18 protein-coding genes are annotated in these 18,416 nt (G+C 65.7%); 10 read left to right on the top strand and 8 right to left on the bottom strand.

The genetic code is table 11. The features are described from left to right. Positions 1-2 precede the first annotated feature (2 nt). The 3 genes from AC1DWU_RS16395 to AC1DWU_RS16385 form a co-directional block, all read right to left on the bottom strand. Positions 3-1,019 (bottom strand): hypothetical protein, encoded by a 1,017-nt coding sequence (locus AC1DWU_RS16395; protein WP_477151073.1) that lies wholly within the window; start codon positions 1,017-1,019, stop codon positions 3-5. Between the two features lie 114 nt (positions 1,020-1,133). Next, positions 1,134-2,621 carry a glycosyltransferase gene (locus AC1DWU_RS16390; protein WP_477151072.1) on the bottom strand — a complete coding sequence of 496 codons (1,488 nt, stop codon included), beginning with the start codon at positions 2,619-2,621 and terminating at the stop codon, positions 1,134-1,136. A gap of 3 nt (positions 2,622-2,624) precedes the next feature. Next, the gene (locus tag AC1DWU_RS16385; protein ID WP_477151071.1) at positions 2,625-3,944 is read right to left on the bottom strand and encodes a nucleotide sugar dehydrogenase; all 1,320 of its coding nucleotides are present in this window, start codon (positions 3,942-3,944) and stop codon (positions 2,625-2,627) included. Between the two features lie 801 nt (positions 3,945-4,745). Between AC1DWU_RS16385 and AC1DWU_RS16380 the strand changes: the two genes are divergently transcribed. The 3 genes from AC1DWU_RS16380 (at position 4,746) to AC1DWU_RS16370 (ending at position 7,886) form a co-directional block, all read left to right on the top strand. Beyond that, positions 4,746-5,165, top strand: a complete 420-nt coding sequence (locus tag AC1DWU_RS16380) for a response regulator (RefSeq protein ID WP_477151070.1) — start codon at positions 4,746-4,748, stop codon at positions 5,163-5,165. Between the two features lie 98 nt (positions 5,166-5,263). Further along, on the top strand, positions 5,264-6,259 hold the full coding sequence (locus AC1DWU_RS16375) for an amino acid ABC transporter substrate-binding protein (RefSeq protein WP_477151069.1): 996 nt from the start codon (positions 5,264-5,266) through the stop codon (positions 6,257-6,259). Further along, positions 6,240-7,886 carry a L,D-transpeptidase family protein gene (locus tag AC1DWU_RS16370; RefSeq protein WP_477151068.1) on the top strand — a complete coding sequence of 549 codons (1,647 nt, stop codon included), beginning with the start codon at positions 6,240-6,242 and terminating at the stop codon, positions 7,884-7,886. The genes AC1DWU_RS16375 and AC1DWU_RS16370 overlap by 20 nt, the downstream gene beginning before the upstream one ends. 21 nt (positions 7,887-7,907) lie before the next feature. Here AC1DWU_RS16370 and AC1DWU_RS16365 read toward each other — a convergent pair whose 3' ends face one another. Further along, positions 7,908-8,312 carry a DUF6165 family protein gene (locus tag AC1DWU_RS16365; protein WP_477151067.1) on the bottom strand — a complete coding sequence of 135 codons (405 nt, stop codon included), beginning with the start codon at positions 8,310-8,312 and terminating at the stop codon, positions 7,908-7,910. Positions 8,313-8,528: 216 nt separating this feature from the next. Here AC1DWU_RS16365 and AC1DWU_RS16360 point away from each other — a divergent pair, with 216 nt between their 5' ends. Genes AC1DWU_RS16360 through AC1DWU_RS16350 form a run of 3 tightly spaced genes read left to right on the top strand, consistent with a single transcriptional unit; the run spans position 8,529 to position 13,162 of the window. Beyond that, positions 8,529-8,957 carry a hypothetical protein gene (locus AC1DWU_RS16360; protein ID WP_477151066.1) on the top strand — a complete coding sequence of 143 codons (429 nt, stop codon included), beginning with the start codon at positions 8,529-8,531 and terminating at the stop codon, positions 8,955-8,957. 21 nt (positions 8,958-8,978) lie between these two features. Further along, positions 8,979-12,302 (top strand): glycosyltransferase family 9 protein, encoded by a 3,324-nt coding sequence (locus AC1DWU_RS16355; protein WP_477151065.1) that lies wholly within the window; start codon positions 8,979-8,981, stop codon positions 12,300-12,302. A gap of 11 nt (positions 12,303-12,313) precedes the next feature. After that, a complete protein-coding gene (locus AC1DWU_RS16350) occupies positions 12,314-13,162 on the top strand; it encodes an FkbM family methyltransferase (protein ID WP_477151064.1) in 849 nt (282 codons plus the stop codon). Between the two features lie 17 nt (positions 13,163-13,179). On the opposite strand, the gene AC1DWU_RS16345 is transcribed toward AC1DWU_RS16350, so the two are convergent. Genes AC1DWU_RS16345 through nirK form a run of 3 tightly spaced genes read right to left on the bottom strand, consistent with a single transcriptional unit; the run spans position 13,180 to position 15,559 of the window. After that, positions 13,180-13,425: a BON domain-containing protein gene (locus AC1DWU_RS16345; protein ID WP_477151063.1), complete on the bottom strand. Its 246-nt coding sequence runs from the start codon at positions 13,423-13,425 to the stop codon at positions 13,180-13,182. 11 nt (positions 13,426-13,436) lie between these two features. Beyond that, entirely contained in the window at positions 13,437-14,351 is a 915-nt protein-coding gene (locus tag AC1DWU_RS16340) for an SUMF1/EgtB/PvdO family nonheme iron enzyme (RefSeq protein WP_477151062.1), read from the bottom strand. A 59-nt stretch (positions 14,352-14,410) separates the two neighbouring features. Further along, the gene (nirK, locus tag AC1DWU_RS16335; RefSeq protein WP_477151061.1) at positions 14,411-15,559 is read right to left on the bottom strand and encodes a copper-containing nitrite reductase; all 1,149 of its coding nucleotides are present in this window, start codon (positions 15,557-15,559) and stop codon (positions 14,411-14,413) included. A 218-nt stretch (positions 15,560-15,777) separates the two neighbouring features. Here nirK and AC1DWU_RS16330 point away from each other — a divergent pair, with 218 nt between their 5' ends. The 4 genes from AC1DWU_RS16330 (at position 15,778) to AC1DWU_RS16315 (ending at position 18,073) form a co-directional block, all read left to right on the top strand. Beyond that, positions 15,778-16,218: a pseudoazurin gene (locus AC1DWU_RS16330; protein WP_477151060.1), complete on the top strand. Its 441-nt coding sequence runs from the start codon at positions 15,778-15,780 to the stop codon at positions 16,216-16,218. Positions 16,219-16,277: 59 nt separating this feature from the next. Continuing rightward, positions 16,278-16,604 (top strand): NnrU family protein, encoded by a 327-nt coding sequence (locus tag AC1DWU_RS16325; RefSeq protein WP_477151059.1) that lies wholly within the window; start codon positions 16,278-16,280, stop codon positions 16,602-16,604. 16 nt (positions 16,605-16,620) lie between these two features. Then, complete coding sequence (locus tag AC1DWU_RS16320; RefSeq protein WP_477151058.1) at positions 16,621-16,965, top strand: NnrU family protein; 345 nt, start codon at positions 16,621-16,623, stop codon at positions 16,963-16,965. A 406-nt stretch (positions 16,966-17,371) separates the two neighbouring features. Next, positions 17,372-18,073 carry a VIT1/CCC1 transporter family protein gene (locus tag AC1DWU_RS16315; protein WP_477151057.1) on the top strand — a complete coding sequence of 234 codons (702 nt, stop codon included), beginning with the start codon at positions 17,372-17,374 and terminating at the stop codon, positions 18,071-18,073. Positions 18,074-18,099: 26 nt separating this feature from the next. Here AC1DWU_RS16315 and AC1DWU_RS16310 read toward each other — a convergent pair whose 3' ends face one another. After that, positions 18,100-18,405 (bottom strand): hypothetical protein, encoded by a 306-nt coding sequence (locus tag AC1DWU_RS16310; protein WP_477151056.1) that lies wholly within the window; start codon positions 18,403-18,405, stop codon positions 18,100-18,102. Positions 18,406-18,416 lie beyond the last annotated feature (11 nt).

Here is an 18,416-nt window from a genome sequence, read left to right as displayed (position 1 = left end):
TTTTAGTGGCCCTCGTTCGCCGGTCCGTTGAAGGAGAAGAACCGCCCCACCGCCGCCAGCGGGTCGGATTTGATCAGCACGTCGACCGGCGACCCCACGGTGCTCTGGTCGAGCGCAGTGGCCGGCACGAGCGTGACCGGGATGGCCGTGCCGTCAGTGGCACTCCTCAGCAGTCCCGGCAGTTCCTTGGCGTCGAGCGTCGCGGTGGTGACGACACCGTTCGGCATGTGCACTTCGGCATGCGCGCCGGAGGCGAGGGCCCTGAGGCCGTTGCCGTCGACCTTCGACGAGATCACCACCGGCGCGTCCTTGGGAGCGACGGTCATCACCGTGTCGCCAGCCAGCACCGTGGCGCCGCCCTGGGCCGAGCCCGGCGCGACCACGCAGTCGCACGGCATCGACACCGCGAGCACTTCGCCCGAGGTGGTGCGGATGGCGAAAGCGATATCGCCCTTCACCGCCGCCGGATTGACGAAATCGAGCTGGCCCGGGCTGATGGCGCGGAGGTCCATGCCATCGAGCGTGATGGTCGAAAGCCCGGTCACCGGCAGCACGAACAGCCGCTCGTAGAGCTTCACGCCGACGAACCCGACCAGCAGCAGGCCGAGGCCGACGAAGGCGCCCCAGCGCAGCCCGGTCATCACGCCCTGGGCCGCCGATGGCTTGAGCCTTGGCGCCTCGGTGCGAATGGTCTCGACCTTTTCGCCGGTCCGGATCATCCCGTCGACGCCGACCAGATCTCCGCCGACGAACGAGTTGAGGATGTAGCGGAGCTGCGGCAGATGCGGGCCAGTCGGCTCGAGGAACCGCAGCGTCACCGTCCCGGCCTCAGGAGAACCGGCACCAATCGCGGCATCGACCGGCAGGCTGATCGCGTAGCCGGGGAAGTTGAAGACCAGCGTCACCAGCTGCACGCGGCCGTGGAGCTGCGGGTCGATCAGCCCGGTGGCTTCCGCCCCGACGATCGACAGGCCCTGGCCTGCGAACGAGCGACCATTGATGACCACGTTGAATGGCATCCGGATAACCGGGTGTTCGCTATGGCCGGCGAAATCCGGTGAGGGCGCGCTTCTGCTTGCCGCGACGGTTGGTTTGTCGATTTCTGCATGCGCTTCGGTCATTGGTTTGAGCCCTCAGTTGGCATGGATAGGGAAGGGGCTGAGGAGCCCCGTGACGAAGATCACCCCGGCCACGAGCAGGCCCAGGGCGAGCACGTGCATGTAGCTGGAGGTAATGGAGCGAACCCGGCCGGCGCCGCCGCCAAGCCCGCCGGTGCCCGTGGCCGACTGGCGGGTCCAGCGCTGGCGATCGAGGCGGAACATGACCGAGGTCTTGATCGCCGCGCCGAACAGCTGGCCGAAGTAGAGCAGGAACGGGTAGGTGATCGGGAACGGCCCGCCGAAGCTGGCAAGCAGCCAGCAGTAGGCGTAGCGGGTCGCCATCACCCAGGCGATGTAGGCCACCGCGATCAGCGGATCGACGAAGATCGAGAACAGGATGATGCCGACCGGTGCCGTCAGCGTCGTCCACATCGAGACGCGCTGGTCGAGGATCGACCACCAGGCGAACGGCCCGATCTTGGCGGGCGACAGCGCCAGGGCGCGGCCGTTGGTGCGCAGCATGTTGCCGAACCAGCGGCGCATCAGGGTGACGGCGCTCTCGACGAAGCCGGGCTTGGGCTGGGTCTCCATCGAGACGCAGGAGACGTCCGGCAGATAGGCCATCTCGTAGCCGTTCTTCAGCAGCCAGAACCAGGTGGACTTGTCGTCGCCGGTAAGGAACTTCACCCGGCCCAGGCGCCAGTGGTCAATGTAGTCCTGTTCGACCGAGGCGATGAACTCGGGGTTGGTCGCGAGGTCGGCACGGAACACCGACATGCGGCCGGTGAGGGTGAGGACGCGGCCGCCCAGGGCCACTGCCGACATCATCATCTGGCGCTGGGTGAAGCGCAGCTTGAACCAGTCGCGGAAGAGGGGAGCGTCGTCGATCTCGGCGCGTTCATGTGTGGTCAGCGCGCCGACCCTGCCGTTGGCGAAGAACGGCGCCGAGCGTTCAACGATGTCGGACGGAATTTGCGTGTCGCCGTCGATCAGCAGCACGACGTCGTCGGCGCTGGGGTAACGGCGGGCGATGGAGCGGAGCGAGGTGGCGAGCGCGTCGCGTTTGCCGGTACCATCGATGCGATCGATCACCACTTCCACGGTGTCGATGCCTTGCAGCACCTGTGCTGCGACGGCCCGGATCAGCCGCTCATCGGCCACATCCACCACCGAGGCAACCACTGTCGAGCCGCCCGGCGAGCGGCGGGCCGCCTGGAAGATCGAACGATAGACCCGCGCGGTGATCGCGGAGTCGATCTTGTAGCTGGTGGCGAGGAAGAACGCGTGCGCCGGGCGCTTGGTGGCATAGAGGGCCTCGGCGGCAGCGCGCCGCCGAGGGTAGAAGATGCGGATATAGAGATGCGCGCGGGCGAAGTTCACAAACGCCCAGCTGTAACGCCAGAGCCCGATCACCCCGAGGGTGAGGAACACCCCGGCGCCGCCCGAAAAGGCGGACGCCGGTACGGTGCTGGCGATGGCCGCAGCCAGGAGAATGTAGAGACCGTGCGCGATGAAGTTCATGGCTTACCAGCAGATGCCTTCGTACGTGCCGTTGGAGCGGAGCGAGGCGTTGATGCGCGTCAGGTCCACCAGCGAGCGATACTCGGAGACGGCGTTGAGCGGTGCGATCGCCTCCTCGTAGCGATTGCCCACGAGGATCACGTCGGCGCCGGCGATCAGGTCTTCGATCTTGCCGACGAGGCGGGACGGCAGGTCCGGCACCACATCGTTGCCGCGGCCCATGGCGCTGACGCCGCCGGCAACCGCTTGCGACACGTACGGGTCGTAGACCTTGAGCTCCATGCCCTTCGAGATCAGCCGGCTCGCGAGCTCCGCCAGCGGGCTCTCGCGTAGGTCGTCAGTGCCCGGCTTGAACGCGATGCCGACCAGCCCGACCGACTTGGCGCCGGAATTGTGGACCATCTTCTCCGCCCGATCGATCTGCGCGGCATTAGCCAGCAGCACCGAGTCGAGAAGCGGGGACGGGACGCCCTTCTTGGCCGCGAGATGCTGCAGCGCCCGCACGTCCTTGGGCAGGCACGAGCCGCCGAAGGCGAAGCCCGGCCTCATGAAGTAGGGCGAGATGTTCACCTTGGTGTCGGCGCAGATGAGCTTCATCACCTGCTGGCCGTCGACACCCGAGGCCTTGGCGATGTTGCCGATCTCGTTGGCGAAGGTCACCTTCACGGCGCGCCAGGAGTTCGAAGCGTACTTCACCGCTTCGGCCGTCTTCAGCGTCACCACGTGCGACGGCACCGGCATCTGGGCGTTGATGTCCTTGAGGATCGCCTCGGTGCGCGGCTCAAGCGCGCCGAACACGATCAGACCCGGATCGTAGTAGTCGGCGATCGCAGTGCTCTCGCGTAGGAATTCCGGGTAGTAGCCGACGCCGAAATCCTGGCCGGCGATCATGTTGGAGGCTTCTTCGAGCACCGGGATGCAGGTCTCGTCCATCGTGCCCGGCACGATCGTCGAGCGGATGATCACCGAGTGGAAGCTCTGCTTGTGCCGGATCGCCTGGCCGATATCGGCGCAGACGCCCTTCACGTATTTGAGCCCGACAGCACCGGTGTCGTCGCTCGGCGTGCCGACGCAGACGAAGCTCGCATCGGTATCGAGCACCGCCTGCTGGCCGTCGGTGGTGGCGCGCAGCCGCCCCGAGGCAACAGCGCGGGCGATGATTTCATCGAGCCCGTTCTCGACGATCGGCGACAGCCCCGAGTTAACGGCGCTTACCTTTGCTGGGTCGAGGTCGACCGCGATGACCTCATGACCATCGTCCGCGAGGCACGCTGCGGAAACGACTCCAACATATCCGATTCCAAAGACGCTAATTCTGGCCACGACAGTCCTCTTTCAGAAGTGTGAGCAATATTGTTCTCGCCCTACGGGCGAGTTGTTGTGTAGCTACCGAGTACAGAACGCCGAGCTATGTGCTCGTTGGCCCCGTTACGCTAAGTGACATCACACGTACTCTCCACCGCTGGAGTGATCGCTTCTGACGCTTAGTATTGGCATTCTTGCCGGTGGTTGGCCGTTGTTCGCCATCCGATGTGTGAAAGCCTGTTCGCTGGTCCGGAATCTGAGAAGCAATGGGGACTCATACGAGCCATGCGATTGGCGCATGACGTACGGTCGTCATGGGATTGCAACTTTTGGCCTAGGACTGCGCAAAACCGTACGCAGCCTGCGGCATCCCGCCTTATGGCCGCCGATCCGATCCGTGCCCGAAGCATGTTCGGATTACGGCAAAACCGTGCCTCCCTCTCGGGCTCACGGTCGCGTGATGCTTTTTTGGGCAGTTTTTGTCCACGCGGCGGCGGATGACGACCAGGTGACAACGCTGCCAAATCGCCCTCGGAACCGAACGACCTTGTCGCTGCAGCCCGCCGAAACCCAAGCAAAACAAGGGTCGTAGCGAATTTGTTCGAGGCTTTATCTAATCGTCGTCTGATTTCCGCGAGGATTCGTTAGGTGTTTGTGCGCACCTCGCACCCCTGTACGGGAGCCGCGCCACTGGCCGCGCTTTTGCCGTCGTTGAGCGAAAGGATTCGCATGGGCCGAGTCGAAGGTGCCAACTCTTCGCCTCGAATGCACGGCCGTGAGAACGCCGTGCGATAGGGTGTTAAATGCGGGTCGTAATAATTGACATCAACCGGAAGCAGCCGGCCACTGGTCCTCGTCGTCGAGGACGAACCCATGATCATGCTGGGGGCAGTGCAATTGTTCGAGGCGGCGGGGTTCGAAGCCCTCGTCGCCTTCAGCTCCGACGAAGCAGTAGCGCACCTCGAGGGGCGCTCGGGGATCGTCGTGGCATTCATAGAGTATGACGTGCCGGGGACGCTCGACGGGGCAGGGCTCGCCGAGACCATTCGCAACCGCTGGCCGACGCTGGAGATCATCGTCGTGTCGCGGCCGCGGCCCGGCGAGACCCCTGATCTGCCCCTCGGCGCGCGCTACTTCGAAAAGCCTTACACGCACGCCGAGATAGAACGCGCGCTCGATCAGTTGGGCCTCACCGGCACTGTACCCCGGGCGAGGACCAATCTGCCGCCGCGCGGCTGACAACGATCCCGTAACGGCGGCATCCCGCACAGGACTTGTGCCGCGCCGCCGTTACGGACAACACTTGCCAACCAGCATCTCGCCATGAGGGGTGGCTAATGCACCGAGCGCATCTAGCGGCAGCGACGCTCGCTCTTCTCGCTTCAACCTCGGTCGGCCACGCCGGCACGCTCGACGACGTCCGCGCCCGCGACAAGCTGGTCTGCGGCGTCAGCGAAGGCCTTGGCGGGTTCTCCGAACAGGATGGGGCAGGGGTCTGGCAGGGTTTTGACGTCGACTTCTGCCGCGCCGTCGCCGCTGCGGTGCTGGGAGATACCGAGAAGGTCGACTACGTGCCGCTCTCGGCCGAAGCGCGCTTTGCCGCGCTCACCGACGGCAAGATCGACCTGCTGTCACGCAACAGCACCTGGACCATGTCGCGAGACCTCGATCTCGGCCTCGACTTTCCCGGCACCAGCTATTTCGACGGCCAGGGCTTCCTGATCCCCGCCATCTTCGGCGCCATCAGCCCGCTCGAACTCGACGGCGCGACCATCTGTGTCGTCAGCGGCACCACCACCGAGGCCAACGCCGCCGCCTATTTCGAGAAGGCCGGCCTCACCGTCTCCTTCCTGAGCTTTGCGGAACGCCCCCAGGCCCGCGCCGCCTATGCCGCCGCCAAGTGCGACGCCTACACCGCCGACCGCTCCGCCCTTGCTGCCGAACGCGCCGAGTTGCCGGTGCCCGAGGACCACGTCATCCTTAAGGACGTCATTTCCAAGGAGCCGCTCGGCCCTGTCGTCCGCGACAGTGATCCGCAATGGACCAGCCTGATCCGCTGGACCCTGTTCGCGCTGATCGACGCTGAGGAGCAGGGCCTTGGCACCGCCGCAATGGCTGGCGCCGGCTCGGACGATGCGAAGCGAATGGGTGCCCCTGCGGTCAAGTCGCTCGGCCTCCCCGAGGACTGGCTGGTGAAAGTGCTGGCTGGCGTCGGCAACTACGCCGAAATCTTCGATCGCAACCTCGGCGAAGACACGCCCATGCAGTTGAGCCGCGGCGTCAACGCCCTCTGGACCCAAGGCGGAATCCTCTATGCACCGCCCATGCCCTAAGCTGATCCGTAACCTGCTTGTTGCGCTTCTGGCGCTGTTCTTCGCCGCCCCGGTCATCGCGCAGGATCGCGTCGACCTCTCGCCTCGCGACCTCGCGGTGGTCCGCATCAACATCATCGACCTGCTCGCCAATGAGCCGCGCCTGCCGCTCCCCATCAAGCAGCGCCGCGATGTGCTCCGCGCCTATTATGAAGAGCAGAGCGGCGATCTGCTGTGGCTCAACAGCGCGCGCGCCGGCGCAATGGTCTCGCGCCTCGTCAACGCCACCGACGACGGCCTCAACCCCGACGACTATCCGGGCCAGCAACTCGCTGGCCTGATGGCCGCGGCCGGAGAGACCGACAAGCGCAGCCTCGCCATCATCGAGCTCTACTTTTCCGCCGCCTTCCTCGAGTATGCCTCCGACCTGAAGGTCGGCCGGTTCCTCCCCAACAAGATCGACCCCAACTTCTTCCTCACCCCGCGCACCATCGACGAAGCCGCCGCGCTCGCAGGCGTCGCCAAGGTCGCCGACGTCGAGATTGTGCTGCACGCCTGGGAGCCGCAGAACGCCGAGTATCAGGCGCTCCGCAAGGCACTCGATGACTACCACGCGCTCGCCGTGCTCGGCGGCTGGGGCACCGTGCCGCTCGGCGACACATTAAAGCCGGGGATGACCGATCCGCGCATCCCGGCGCTCCGCGCCCGCCTCGCCGTCACCGACGGCGCCGCCGTGACGGCGCCCGGCGAGCCCGAGTTCTACGACGACACGCTGGTCGAGGCGGTGAAGCATTTCCAGGCGCGCCACGGCCTCGATATCGATGGCGTCGTCGGCCCTGCCTCCCTCGTCGCCATGAACGTGCCGATCGAGGACCGCATCGAGTCGATCGATTTCGCCATGGAGCGCTGGCGCTGGATGCCGGACGATCTCGGCAGCCAGTACATCATCGTCAACATCGCCGGCTTCGAGCTCCGCCGCATCCGCGACGGCGAGATCAAGGAGAAGATGGCCGTGGTGGTCGGCAAGCCCTACAGCCGCACCCCCGTGTTCAGCGACGCCATCCGCTACCTCGAGTTCAACCCGTACTGGAACGTTCCGGCCGGGCTCGCTGCCAAGGAAGAGCTGCCCAAGTTGCAGAGCAACCCCGCTGCCGTTGCCGCTGCCGGCTTTGAGGCGGTGCGCGGCAAGGATGTCTACGACGTCCGCCAGGTCGATTGGGCCCAGGTCACACCCAGCCGCTTCCCGTTCCAGCTGCGCCAGAAGCCGGGCACCAACAATGCGCTGGGCCGCGTCAAGTTCATGTTCCCCAACGCCCACGATGTCTACCTGCACGACACGCCGTCACGCAGCCTCTTCGGCCGCGCCGAGCGCGCCTTCAGCCACGGCTGCATCCGCCTGTCCCGTCCGCTGGAATTGGCCGATCAGGTCCTCGCCGCTGGTGGTGTCGACGGCTGGTCCAACGACCGGATCGACTCGGTCGTCGCCTCGCTGAAGAATACCGTGGTGAACCTGAAGACGCCGCTCCCGGTCCACATCACCTACCTCACTGCCTGGGTCGAGGCCGACGGCGTCCACTTCAGCTCCGACATCTACGGCCACGACGAAAAGCTGCTGGCGGCGCTGGACGGCAAGTCGCTGGCCTGGTGAGGCACGCTCGGGCGGGGGCCCTCAAGCGTAGTCCTTCACTTCCACGATCTCGGATCCCAGCGCCTCGTTCAGCTGCCGCTTGATCGCCGCGCGGCGATCGTTGGTCCGGTAGACCGAGCGGGCCAGCGCGATGAACTCCTCGTCGAACGCAGCGTGCTGCTCCTTGATGCGGATGGCATCCTCGATGTCCCACAGCGCCTCGTTCACCTGCCGCAACTCATTGCAGAGGTTTGCGAGCGCCGGCGTGTCCACCCCCTGATTAGCGAGCAAGGCGCTCAGCAAAGCCAACTCGTGCCCGGCCAGGGCACGCTTGTCCGGATTGCTGATCCGCTCGGTCTTGATCTTGAGGATCGAGATCTTGTCGAGCAACTCACCCATCGATACCGGCGCGAGGATCGCGTGTCGAACCTGCTGTCCATTCAACATTCAAAAGTCTCCTGTACGAAAGCGCACATGTAGCGTAGCAAATGGATCTATAGTTGCGTAAAAAGCCGACTAGATAGGAAGCAACGATAGCCATCATTTGGCAACTAACGTCGAAATGTTGGAATGGTTACATGAAATAACCCCAATTTACGTGGAACAGATAGTGGTGCCCCCACGTTCAAGGGCGTGTCTGTAGCTAGACCATAGGAGCCCAAGATGTTTGCCACTCGCTTGGCCCGACTGCTCTCCATATTGATAACCTCGACCGCCTCGGTGGTTCTGCCGGCGCCGATCATCAGTCCCGCGACGGTCGCCCAGGAAGCGAGCTGCTTTGTCGGTGTCGACTTTGCCGCCATGTCGCACGATCAACTGGCGGCGGTAGTGACTGAGGCGGTGCAGGGCATGCCGCCCGGCACGTCGGACGCCGATATCGTTGCGGCTATCGGCTCTCAGATCGGGGCGAATGCTGCCGGTTGCAGCCCGGAACAGCTCGCCGCCGTCGCCCAGAACGTCGCAGCCGTGCTGGAAGAACTGGGCATCACTGTCAACGGCAACATGGCTCAGCTGCTGCTGGTCGCGATGGTCACGCCAGCACCACCGATCCTACAGGGGCCGGGTGTCTCTACCGTCGCTTCCGTCTACTGATCAGCACTGGCGACCACGACGATGAGTTCACGCAGACTTCAGGCGCTGGTCGCCAGTTTTACGACCCAGACGCTGGCGTCGCCCAAGGCGCCGGCGCCCACACCTCCCCTGTCGGCGGACCTGCCGGCGGGCATATCGCAGCAGCTGGCTGACGCGGCTTTCGCTCAGGGCCAGTGGCAGCAGGCGTGGGGATACTTCTTCTCCGCGCTGCAGTCTGGCGAGGCGGTGGTCGACATCGCCCACTGCCTGCTGTTCGGCGGCCGCTGCGCCCTCTACCTCGGCGACTACAACACCGCGCAAGTGCTGCTCTCCGACTACGTGGACCGCTTCCCCACCGATCCCGAGGCGTTGTTCTATCTGGGCAAAGCCTATCAGGGTGCGCATCGCGATTTCGAGGCGCTGGCGTCCTTCAACGCCGCCGCGCTGGTCGGCGCCGGCAAGCCCAAATACCTGGCCGCGGTTGCGCAGGCGGCGCACAGCCTCGCCTTCCAAGGCTTCGGCTACGCGTCCGACACCATGCCGGCCACCTATCTCGCAGTGGCACACGCGGCCCTCGACGCCGCTCTCGCCAAGGACCCGAACCATCTCGAGACGCAGACGACATCGATGCTGCTGTCGCTCGATACCGGCGACATCGACAAGGCGCTTGCGACAGCCCGCAGCATCGTCGAGAACGAGAGCAAGCATGGCGCCGAGCGGGTAGGGGCCGCCACCACCAGTCTGGCCCTCGCCCTCACGCGCGGCGGCGATCTCGCCCGGCTCGAAGAGCTTCCGTACCTCAAGACCTATCCCGCCGGCCGTCGCCTGCTCGGGCGGGCGCGCGGATTGCACGCGGCGAGCCAACCACATCCGTCCCCTGCATCCCTCCGCGCTGTCGTCCACGACCCCAGGGCCGATCGCTGGACCCTCGAAGCCCTTGGCGCCCCGAAACTGCCCTGGCCCCGCGCCCGCCATACAGTCGGCCGGGCGGCCGAGACGATCTCCATCGATTGCGATCTGGCTGTCCCAGTCCATTACCAAAGCCGCGGTGAACTGGCTGGCTTGGCCATGCGCCTCCATCGGCTGCCCTCGCACTTTGCCGGCCTCGTTGTCTTCGCGGCATCTGCGATCCCCGGCAATCGCGATCCGCAGGCGGTGTCGAGCCTCCTTCTCCGCAAGGCGGCCTGGAATGAGCTGGTGACGCTGCACCCGCATGCCGACCGGCAGGCGCTGGTGGCCGCCGCCCTCCAACGCCTGCGGCTCTACGCGGTGCCGAGTTCCACCAGCATCGCAGTGCTAGACTGGCCTCAGGCCGCGGCTTCGGCCGCCGCGCCGCGCGTCGTCGTGTTGTCGCGCCACGGGCCGCGCCTCGTCGGCGGGGGTGAGCAATTCCTCCGCATCGCCGGCCAGACTTACGCCGCCGAGCAGGGCGCCGACGTGTTCTTTGCCGGCCTGACGACCGATTGGAGCGAAGCCGTGACTCAGTGGCCGGGTGCCGGAACCGGCTTCACCGAAGGCTTCGTCTATGACGACGCCGACGCCTTCCGCGCCTTCTGCCTCGCCAACGGCGTCACCGCGGTCCACGTCATCTCGGGCCTCGGCGAGTTCGTGCTCGACGCCACCGCCGGCCTCGATATCCGCCTGGTCTACGGCGTCCATTTCTGGCGCGAGTTCATCCCCGCCCGTGTCCTCAGCCGCCCGTATTATCCCAATGTCAGCCTCGAAGACGCCAAGCCCTTGCCGGCCATGGAGGATCTGTTGGCCCGCGGCGACTACCTCTACGTCAACTCCGACTTCTGCGCCGATATCGCCCGCAAGGCCTACGCCTGGTCGCCGCCGGTGATCTACTCCGTCCCCGTCGACGAAACCGGCGCCGAGCTGTCCGACCCCTCGCAGCCGGCCGTTTGGCCGCGCGATTTCGTGCTGCTGGTGAACGCCCGAGCCGACAAGGGCTGGCATCTCTTCCTCGATATCGCCGAACGCCTGCCGGAGCAGGGCTTCGTCGCCATCGCCAGCCAGTCCGACCGCCAGGCGGCCCTCGCCGAGGTGCAGCGCCGCGGCCTGCACAATGTGCGCGTCATCGATCGCACCGACCGCATGGACGAACTCTATCGCGCCGCCCGCGTCGTCGCCGTCCCCAGCTTCACCTTCGTTGAGACCTTCTCCCGCGTTGTGATCGAGGCGGGCCGGCTCGCGCGCCCGGTGCTGATGGCCGATAGCGGCAACCTCGCCTATCTCGGCGCCGGCACCAGCCTGGTGCTACCCAACGATCCTAAGGTTTGGGCAGCACGCATCGCGCAACTCGCCTCCGACGCCGCGGCTTACGATCAGGCGGTCGCCGAAGTCGTAGGCATCGCCGAGCGGCACTCCGCCGATGCCCTCATCGACAAGCTCCGCACCATACCGCTCCGCGCCGACCGCCCACGGGCGCTCGTCTGCATCGGCTCCGGCATCGGCAACATCTGCCACACCAGCCCGATGATCCGCCACCTCTCGGGCTATCTCGGTGCGCCGGTCGATGTGCTGGTAGCCGGCGATTTTCCAGGCAGCGCCGCGGCGATGGCCGGATCACGGTACGTCGGGCAGGTGTTCGAACGCTTCGCCCATGTCGAGCAGCGCCCCTACGACGTCGTCCTCGTTACCCACTGTTTCGGCACACTGATCCCCGCCTTCAACGCGCCGCGCGTGCTGTCGAGCCGCGATTTCATGCAGTTCGACCCGGCCGGCTCATTGCACGAGGCCGAGTTCAATCTCGCCTTCCTCGAGGCGGCAATCGGCCTCGGCTACGCCCCCGAGGATCGGCTGAACTACTTCTTCGGCGGGCTCGATGACGTCGTCGTCCGAGCGGTCACCCGCCGCAAGCCGCGCATCGCGCTGCATGCCGGCTCGAAAGGCGGCATCTGGGCCGCCAAGCGCTGGCCCGGCTTCGCCCAGTTGGCTGGTGAGCTCACGCGCGCCGGCGCCGATGTCATCAGCGTCGGTGTCGCCAGCGAGTATGTCGAGGGCACCCTCGACAAGACTGACCTCAGCATCGCCCGCATGGCCGAGGAACTCAGCGCCTGCGACGCGCTCGTCACCAATGACAGCGGCGTCATGAACGTCGCCAATGCCCTTGGCCTGCCCATCGTCGCGATCTTCGGCCCCACCAACCCGGCAACGCGCGGACCACTGAAATCGGCGGTCCGCATCCTCGCGCCACCGACCGAGTGCGCTCCCTGCGAAGCCGATCCGCGCTACAAGTCCCGCTTCGACGAAGGCGCCTGCCGCTGCATCTCGCTCATTGGCACGCCCCAGGTCATCTCGGCCCTGCGCGAACTCAACGTGTTGCGCCGAACCCGCCGGCACAGCACCCGCCGAGCGGCCTGACGGAGCGCGCGGTGGACTTCGCCATTACCCGCAGGCAGAAGGCGCGCCTCCAGGACATCCCAACGCCCTGGGGCACGCTGATCGGCGTCAAGGCCGATCGCATCACCCGCACCATCCTCGCCGACGGCCAGTACGAGTGGGCCGAGACGGCCATCGTCGCGCAACTGCTGCGCGCCGGGGCGACCGCCATCGATGTCGGCGCCAATATCGGCTACTACACCGCACTGTTTCGCTGCCTGGTCGGCCCGCGCGGCGCAGTCCATGCCTTCGAGGCCAACCCCTTCACGGCAGCTCTCCTGAAGCTCGGCATGGCCCGCAATGGCTGGCACGATATCGTCATCAACGCCAAGGCGCTGGGAGATGCCGCGGGCACCCTGCAAGTGCGGCAGATGGACCTCGACCTGGCCCTGACCGATGACGCCCTCAATCTCGGTGGCTGGTCGCTGCACGAGGCCACGTCCGGCGCGTGGGAGATCCCCGTACTGCCGCTGGATCAGTACGTCCGCGACCACCACATCGAGAAGGTGCATTTCCTCAAGGCCGATGTCGAGGGCTTCGAGCTGAAGGTACTGCAGGGCGCCAAGACCGTCGTCCGCAAACTCAGGCCCTACATCATGTTCGAGATGCGCGCGCCCGTCACGGCCGACCGCCTGCGCTGCGAGCAGATGGTCGAGCACCTCGAGCACGACGGTTACGTCTGCTGCCGCATCGTCAAGCGGCCGTTCCCGCACTTCCGGATCCTCGCCCGATCAGACCTCGAGGAGGAGCGGTTCCACTTCAACCTGCTGGCCATGCCGGCCGCCCGCTACCGCGAGTTCTTCGCCAGCGTCGCCGGCCGCATCATCGAGACGCCGGCCTGACGCGCGGCACCGCACGACTAGGCTGCGAAACGGCTCACGACGTCGGTGACTGTGATGGCGTTGGCCAGCCCCTCGACACAGATGAGGTCTGCGACGAGCCTTCCGATCGCGATCCGCTGGGTCTCCGAGCCAACCTCTCCGGTCAGCATGACCGTGCCATCGAAGACGTGCACGCGGATGTCCCCGGCCGGCACGAACGGATCGCTCCAGAGGGCTTCAGTCACCCGGCAGGCAATGTTGTCGTCAACGCGAAGGTTACGCATGAGTCGCTCTTTCAGTTGGTCGTTGCGTTCTTGTTCAGCAGCCCCAGTGCGTAGTCGACTGGAGCACGCCACCACTCGCGCTCCCGCACCAGGCGGAAACCAAGGTTGTCCGGAGGAGCGCCGATGGTGCAGCCGCCGCCCTGCGCGTCGCGGACGAAGACGTTCATGGGGGTGCGGTGCCTGCCTTCGAGGAAGCGGACGCCGCACGAGTCGAGATATGTGAGCGTTTCGTCCGCCGGACCCAGTGTGGTGCGGCTTCCGCAGGTCGCCGTCCACTCCCACACAGTTTCCGCCAGGTCGGCGACGCCGTACTCATTCTCGCCGAAGGTCCCGATGGGGCTGGGGGTAGCAAGGGCATTCGCGCCGAGCTTGGCTTCGCGCTCGTAGAAGGCGAGCCAGCGTTCGGCCGGGTCCTTGGCATCGGTTTCGATGTCGAGCGCATGGTCTCGCGCCTTGCTGCCCGCGGCGAACGCCCATTCTCCGATCGTGGGCAGGCGCCAGGTCTGGCCGGTCTTTTCGCTGAGCCACTTGGCATACTCATTGGCGTCGTTGAAGCTGACACCTGTGACCGGAACGTCGACCAGACCCCGCCGGCGCGGCTCCGCCTTCTGGCAAGCCCCGTCGGCAACGCACCGGTCATAGTCCGACGCGCTGACTTGGTATTTCATGATCTCAAGCGCCCCGGCATCGTTGACCGTCACAAGGGGCCCATCGACCGTGGCGGTGCCGCGCACGAACTCCCCGGGCGCCCGGTAGGTGTAGGGCCGGGGGTCAATTGTCACTGTAACTGGAGCTAGGCTCGGGGTCGTCACGACCGGAAGCTGAATAGCGCCACTCTGCATGGCGATCGTTGCCAGAAGTCCAGCAAGCAGGACGATGGGCACCAGCAGTGCTGTCTTATCTTGGTGCGCGACTGTGTGCGTCATGATTGCACCTTTGAGAATGCGGTGGCCCGTGCATGTCGGGCCACCGCCGTTTCGGACGCTTAGCCGTCGATCGGCGTGGGCGCCTGAACCTGGGTCATCAGGTCGTCGTTCCACTCGCCACCCACCTTGAAGTGGGCGGTGGCGCCGAGTTCGACGGCTTCGATGAGGTTGTGGTTGACGTAGGCGTAGACCCCCGGCTGGAGGAAAGTGTAGAGCGCTGCGCCAGCACAGCCCCCGGGGATGTGCCAGGTCTCGAGGTCGACTTGGGGCGCGTTGTTGAACTTGCCGGTAGCCCAGACATGGTCGCCGTGTCCGCCGATCAGGTGCGGGCGAGTGTCCCGGTTTGCCTGCGAATGGATGATGAGCACCGTCTCGCCGACATTGGCGGTCATGGCGTTCTCGCCGGTCAGCGCACCCACGGCGCCGTTGAACACTTCGTGCGTCGGCGTCAGGGTCTTCATGACCTCGAGCATGTCGGCGTATCCGTCGCCGGCCGACTCGTAGGTCTTGAAGTTGCCGTCCGCGTCCTTCGGAACGTAGAAGTCCTGCTCGCCGACATAGTAGACGTAGTCGTACTTGAGCGGCTTGCCGGCGCCGTCCTTCAGTCCGTCACGCGGCAGCACCATGATGGCGCCGTTCATGCCCGACACGACGTGCCACGGGATCATCGGGCCGCCCGGTGCGCAGTGGTAGACAAAGACGCCGGGGCGCGTGGCCTTGAAGCGCAGCTTCACCTGTTCGCCGGGGTTGATGAGCGTGAGCCCGCCACCGCCGAGCGCGCCCGTCGCCGCGTGGAAGTCGATGTTGTGCTGCATCGTGTTGGTGTCGGGGTTGACCAGTGTCAGCTCGACGTAGTCGTCTTGGTGCACCACCATCAGCGGACCGGGGACCGAGCCGTTGAAGGTCATGGCCGGGACGGTCGTCCCATACTCGTCGATGACGAGCTGCTTTTCCTCGATGACCAACTGGAACTCGACGACCTGGGGTCCGCCAACCGCAATCTGGTCGTGAGCGTGGACGAACGGTGGCTTCAACAGCTCCACCCGCTTACGCGGCAGAGCCGCCAGGTCAGGGGCAGGGCCGGTCGTCACGCCGGCTTCCTCAGCCTGCGCCGGCACCGAAGCCAGCACTGCACCGAATACGCCGGCAAACGCGGCGGCGCCGAGCAGGGTGCGGCGCGATACTTCTACTTTGTCCTGACCGTCCATTTTGGTCTCCACGGTTGACGGGCACCAGTACGCCCGGTTCGACTGTGGAATATGCCCGCCGCTGCCCCTCTTCTTTGATCCGCCTCAAATTGAGGGTGCGGCGTTTTGTGCAGCGGCAGACGTCATCTGTTTGATCCTCGTCAAAGAGAACTTGTCGGCAATGCAGGAAATGGTCGCGAAAGGACATGAAGACCGTGTCTTCGTTTTGGAGAACCACTATGCGTACCCTCAAGACCCTGGCCGCCGCCGCGCTGCTGGTCCTCGCTGCCGCTCCGGCGATGGCCGCTAACTTCGAAGTCCACATGCTGAACAAGGGCGAGACCGGGGCGATGGTCTTCGAGCCGGCCCTGACCAAGGTTGCAGTGGGTGACACCGTTACCTTCATTCCCACCGACAAGGGACACAACGCCGAAGCGATCAAGGACCTGCTGCCCGCCGGCGCAGAGCCCTTCAAGGGCGCGATGGGCAAGGAGCTCGTCGTCACCTTCACCGCGGCCGGGGCGTATGGCGTCAAATGCGCACCGCATGTCGGCATGGGCATGGTGGCCCTGGTTGTCGTCGGCGATGCTCCCGTCGATGTAGAGGCCATCAAGGCGGCGAAGCTGCCCAAGAAGGCGCAGGAGCGCATGACGGCCATCACCGATCAGCTCGCCCTTTAGGACGCGCTTAAGAGGCGGACCCACGTGGTCCGCCTCCAATTTTCCGGCGAGATCCCGCAATGCTGAGTGATGCGGCTGGCTGGGGCGAGCTCGCCACAGCGATGACGGTTTTTCTTCTGACGCACGCGATCCCAGCGCGTCCGGCGCTACGTGGCCGCCTCGTCACTCTTCTGGGGCGTCGAGCCTACCTGATCGCGTACAGCGCCGTTTCGCTCCTGGCCCTCGCATGGGTCATCGGCGCCGCTGCCAATGCGCCCTACCTCGAGTTGTGGCCGCGGGCGGACTGGCAGAGCTTGGTGCCGGCGATCGGGATGCTGCTCGCGTCAGTCCTGGCTGTCTTCGCGCTCACCATGCCCAATCCGCTCTCGCTGGGAGCGGGGCTTTGATCCGAACCATCCCGGAGTGGCCGGCTTCGTCCGCCACCCGCTCCTTTGGGCCATGCTGATCTGGTCGATTTCGCACATGTTCCCGAATGGCGATCTCTCACACGTCATGATGTTCGGGCTGTTTGCGCTGCTGTCGGCGGCCGGGATGATGATGTTCGATCGGCGGTCGCGCGGGACGCTTGGCGATGCCGCTTGGCGGCAGCTTGCCAAGAAAACCTCCAACATCCCGCTAGCGAGCCTTGCGAAGGGGTGGCGCCCGAGACTGTCACCGGCCACTGGGCTGCGGTTCGGCGCAGGATTGGTCCTCTATGGCATACTGGTCGTCTGCCATGGAGTGATTGCCGGCCTGCCGCTGCCATAGGAAGAGCCGACGAGTTTGATGCGGCGCAAAGAGCGCTGCATGGCGGCTGGCTATAGAACTCAGGTCCACCTGGGTGACCACAATGAGAACCAGCGAAACCGGCTTGGATCCCGGCCTTTGCGATATCTTGCGCGACGCCGGGCTCTCTACGTGCCCTTGGCGTTGTTGCACATTTCGGTGTTCACCCGGGTCTTGGGCGATCTCCTTGAACTATGGGAGGTCAGGATGGCGAGCGGGCCCGTGACCGCTATTGCGTTGGTCCTCTTCGCGGCGACCATGGCGACCGGACGTAAGGCCCTTGCGCAGCGCACTGCCTCCCGGTGACCACACCCGTGAGGATGGCGGCAGCAACAGGGCTCGACTACCATCGCAGGAGAGGCAGCTTGCCCCACAGGAGCCGACGCCGGTGACCAGACTGAAGACGCATGCGGAGGAACACTATGTCGGCCGGGTCGGATGGCTGCGTGCCGCCGTACTCGGCGCGAACGACGGTATCGTGTCGACAGCAAGCCTGGTGATAGGGGTGGCCGCGGCGTCGGCGGACCGGGGGGCGATCCTCGTGGCGGGTGTTGCCGGGCTCGTCGCCGGCGCCATGTCGATGGCGGCGGGTGAGTACGTGTCGGTCAGCTCGCAGGCGGACACAGAGGCAGCCAGCCTTGCGAAGGAGAAATCGGAGCTCGCCAACGAGCCCGAGTCCGAGCATGCCGAACTGACCGCCATCTATGTCGCACGGGGGCTCGACGAAGCGCTCGCCGGTCAGGTTGCCACGCAGCTCATGGCCAAGGACGCCCTAGGTGCCCACGCCCGTGACGAACTGGGCCTGTCGGAAGTCTCCACCGCTCGCCCGGTGCAAGCCGCGCTAACCTCCGCCGTCACCTTCGCAGTTGGCGCGGCGCTCCCGTTGCTGGCGGTCCTGGTGTCACCGAGCAACTGGATGATCTGGATCGTTGCGCTCGCGTCTCTGGTGTTCCTGGGCGCCCTTGGCGCGGTGGGGGCCAGCGCGGGCGGGGCTTCGCCCTGGAAGCCGACCGTCCGCGTAGTGTTCTGGGGCGCTCTGGCGATGCTGATCACAGCCGCCATAGGCGCATTGTTCGGCACGGTCGCCTAGTCACCAGCGAGGCCGGTATCCAACGGTCAGGCGCCGTAGGCGTCGTCGTCGTGCTGGTCGTCATCGTCATCGTCCCGATGACGCGACGGCTTGGCCTTGGCCGCTCTGAGGTCTTCGGCGGTGCAGAGCACCGTCCCTTTGACGCGACCCCCGCCGGGCAACATGAAGGTGCCCTCCGTCTCGCTCCCCACGCCGGCTGCCATGCAGTGGTCGTAGATGAGCTCGGGTGTGAGCTCGGCTCGGACATCAGCCGCCGAGGTCGGCAGGACCGCGCCGGCGAGGACGCCGACGCCACCCAATGTCACGGCGAGGATTGTACGGGTGTTGGTCATAGCTACTTCCT

It is taken from the genome of Devosia sp. P2_G7, assembly GCF_056403495.1.
The sequence above is the reverse complement of the archived record's forward strand: the minus strand, read 5'-3'. Positions and strand labels throughout refer to the sequence as shown.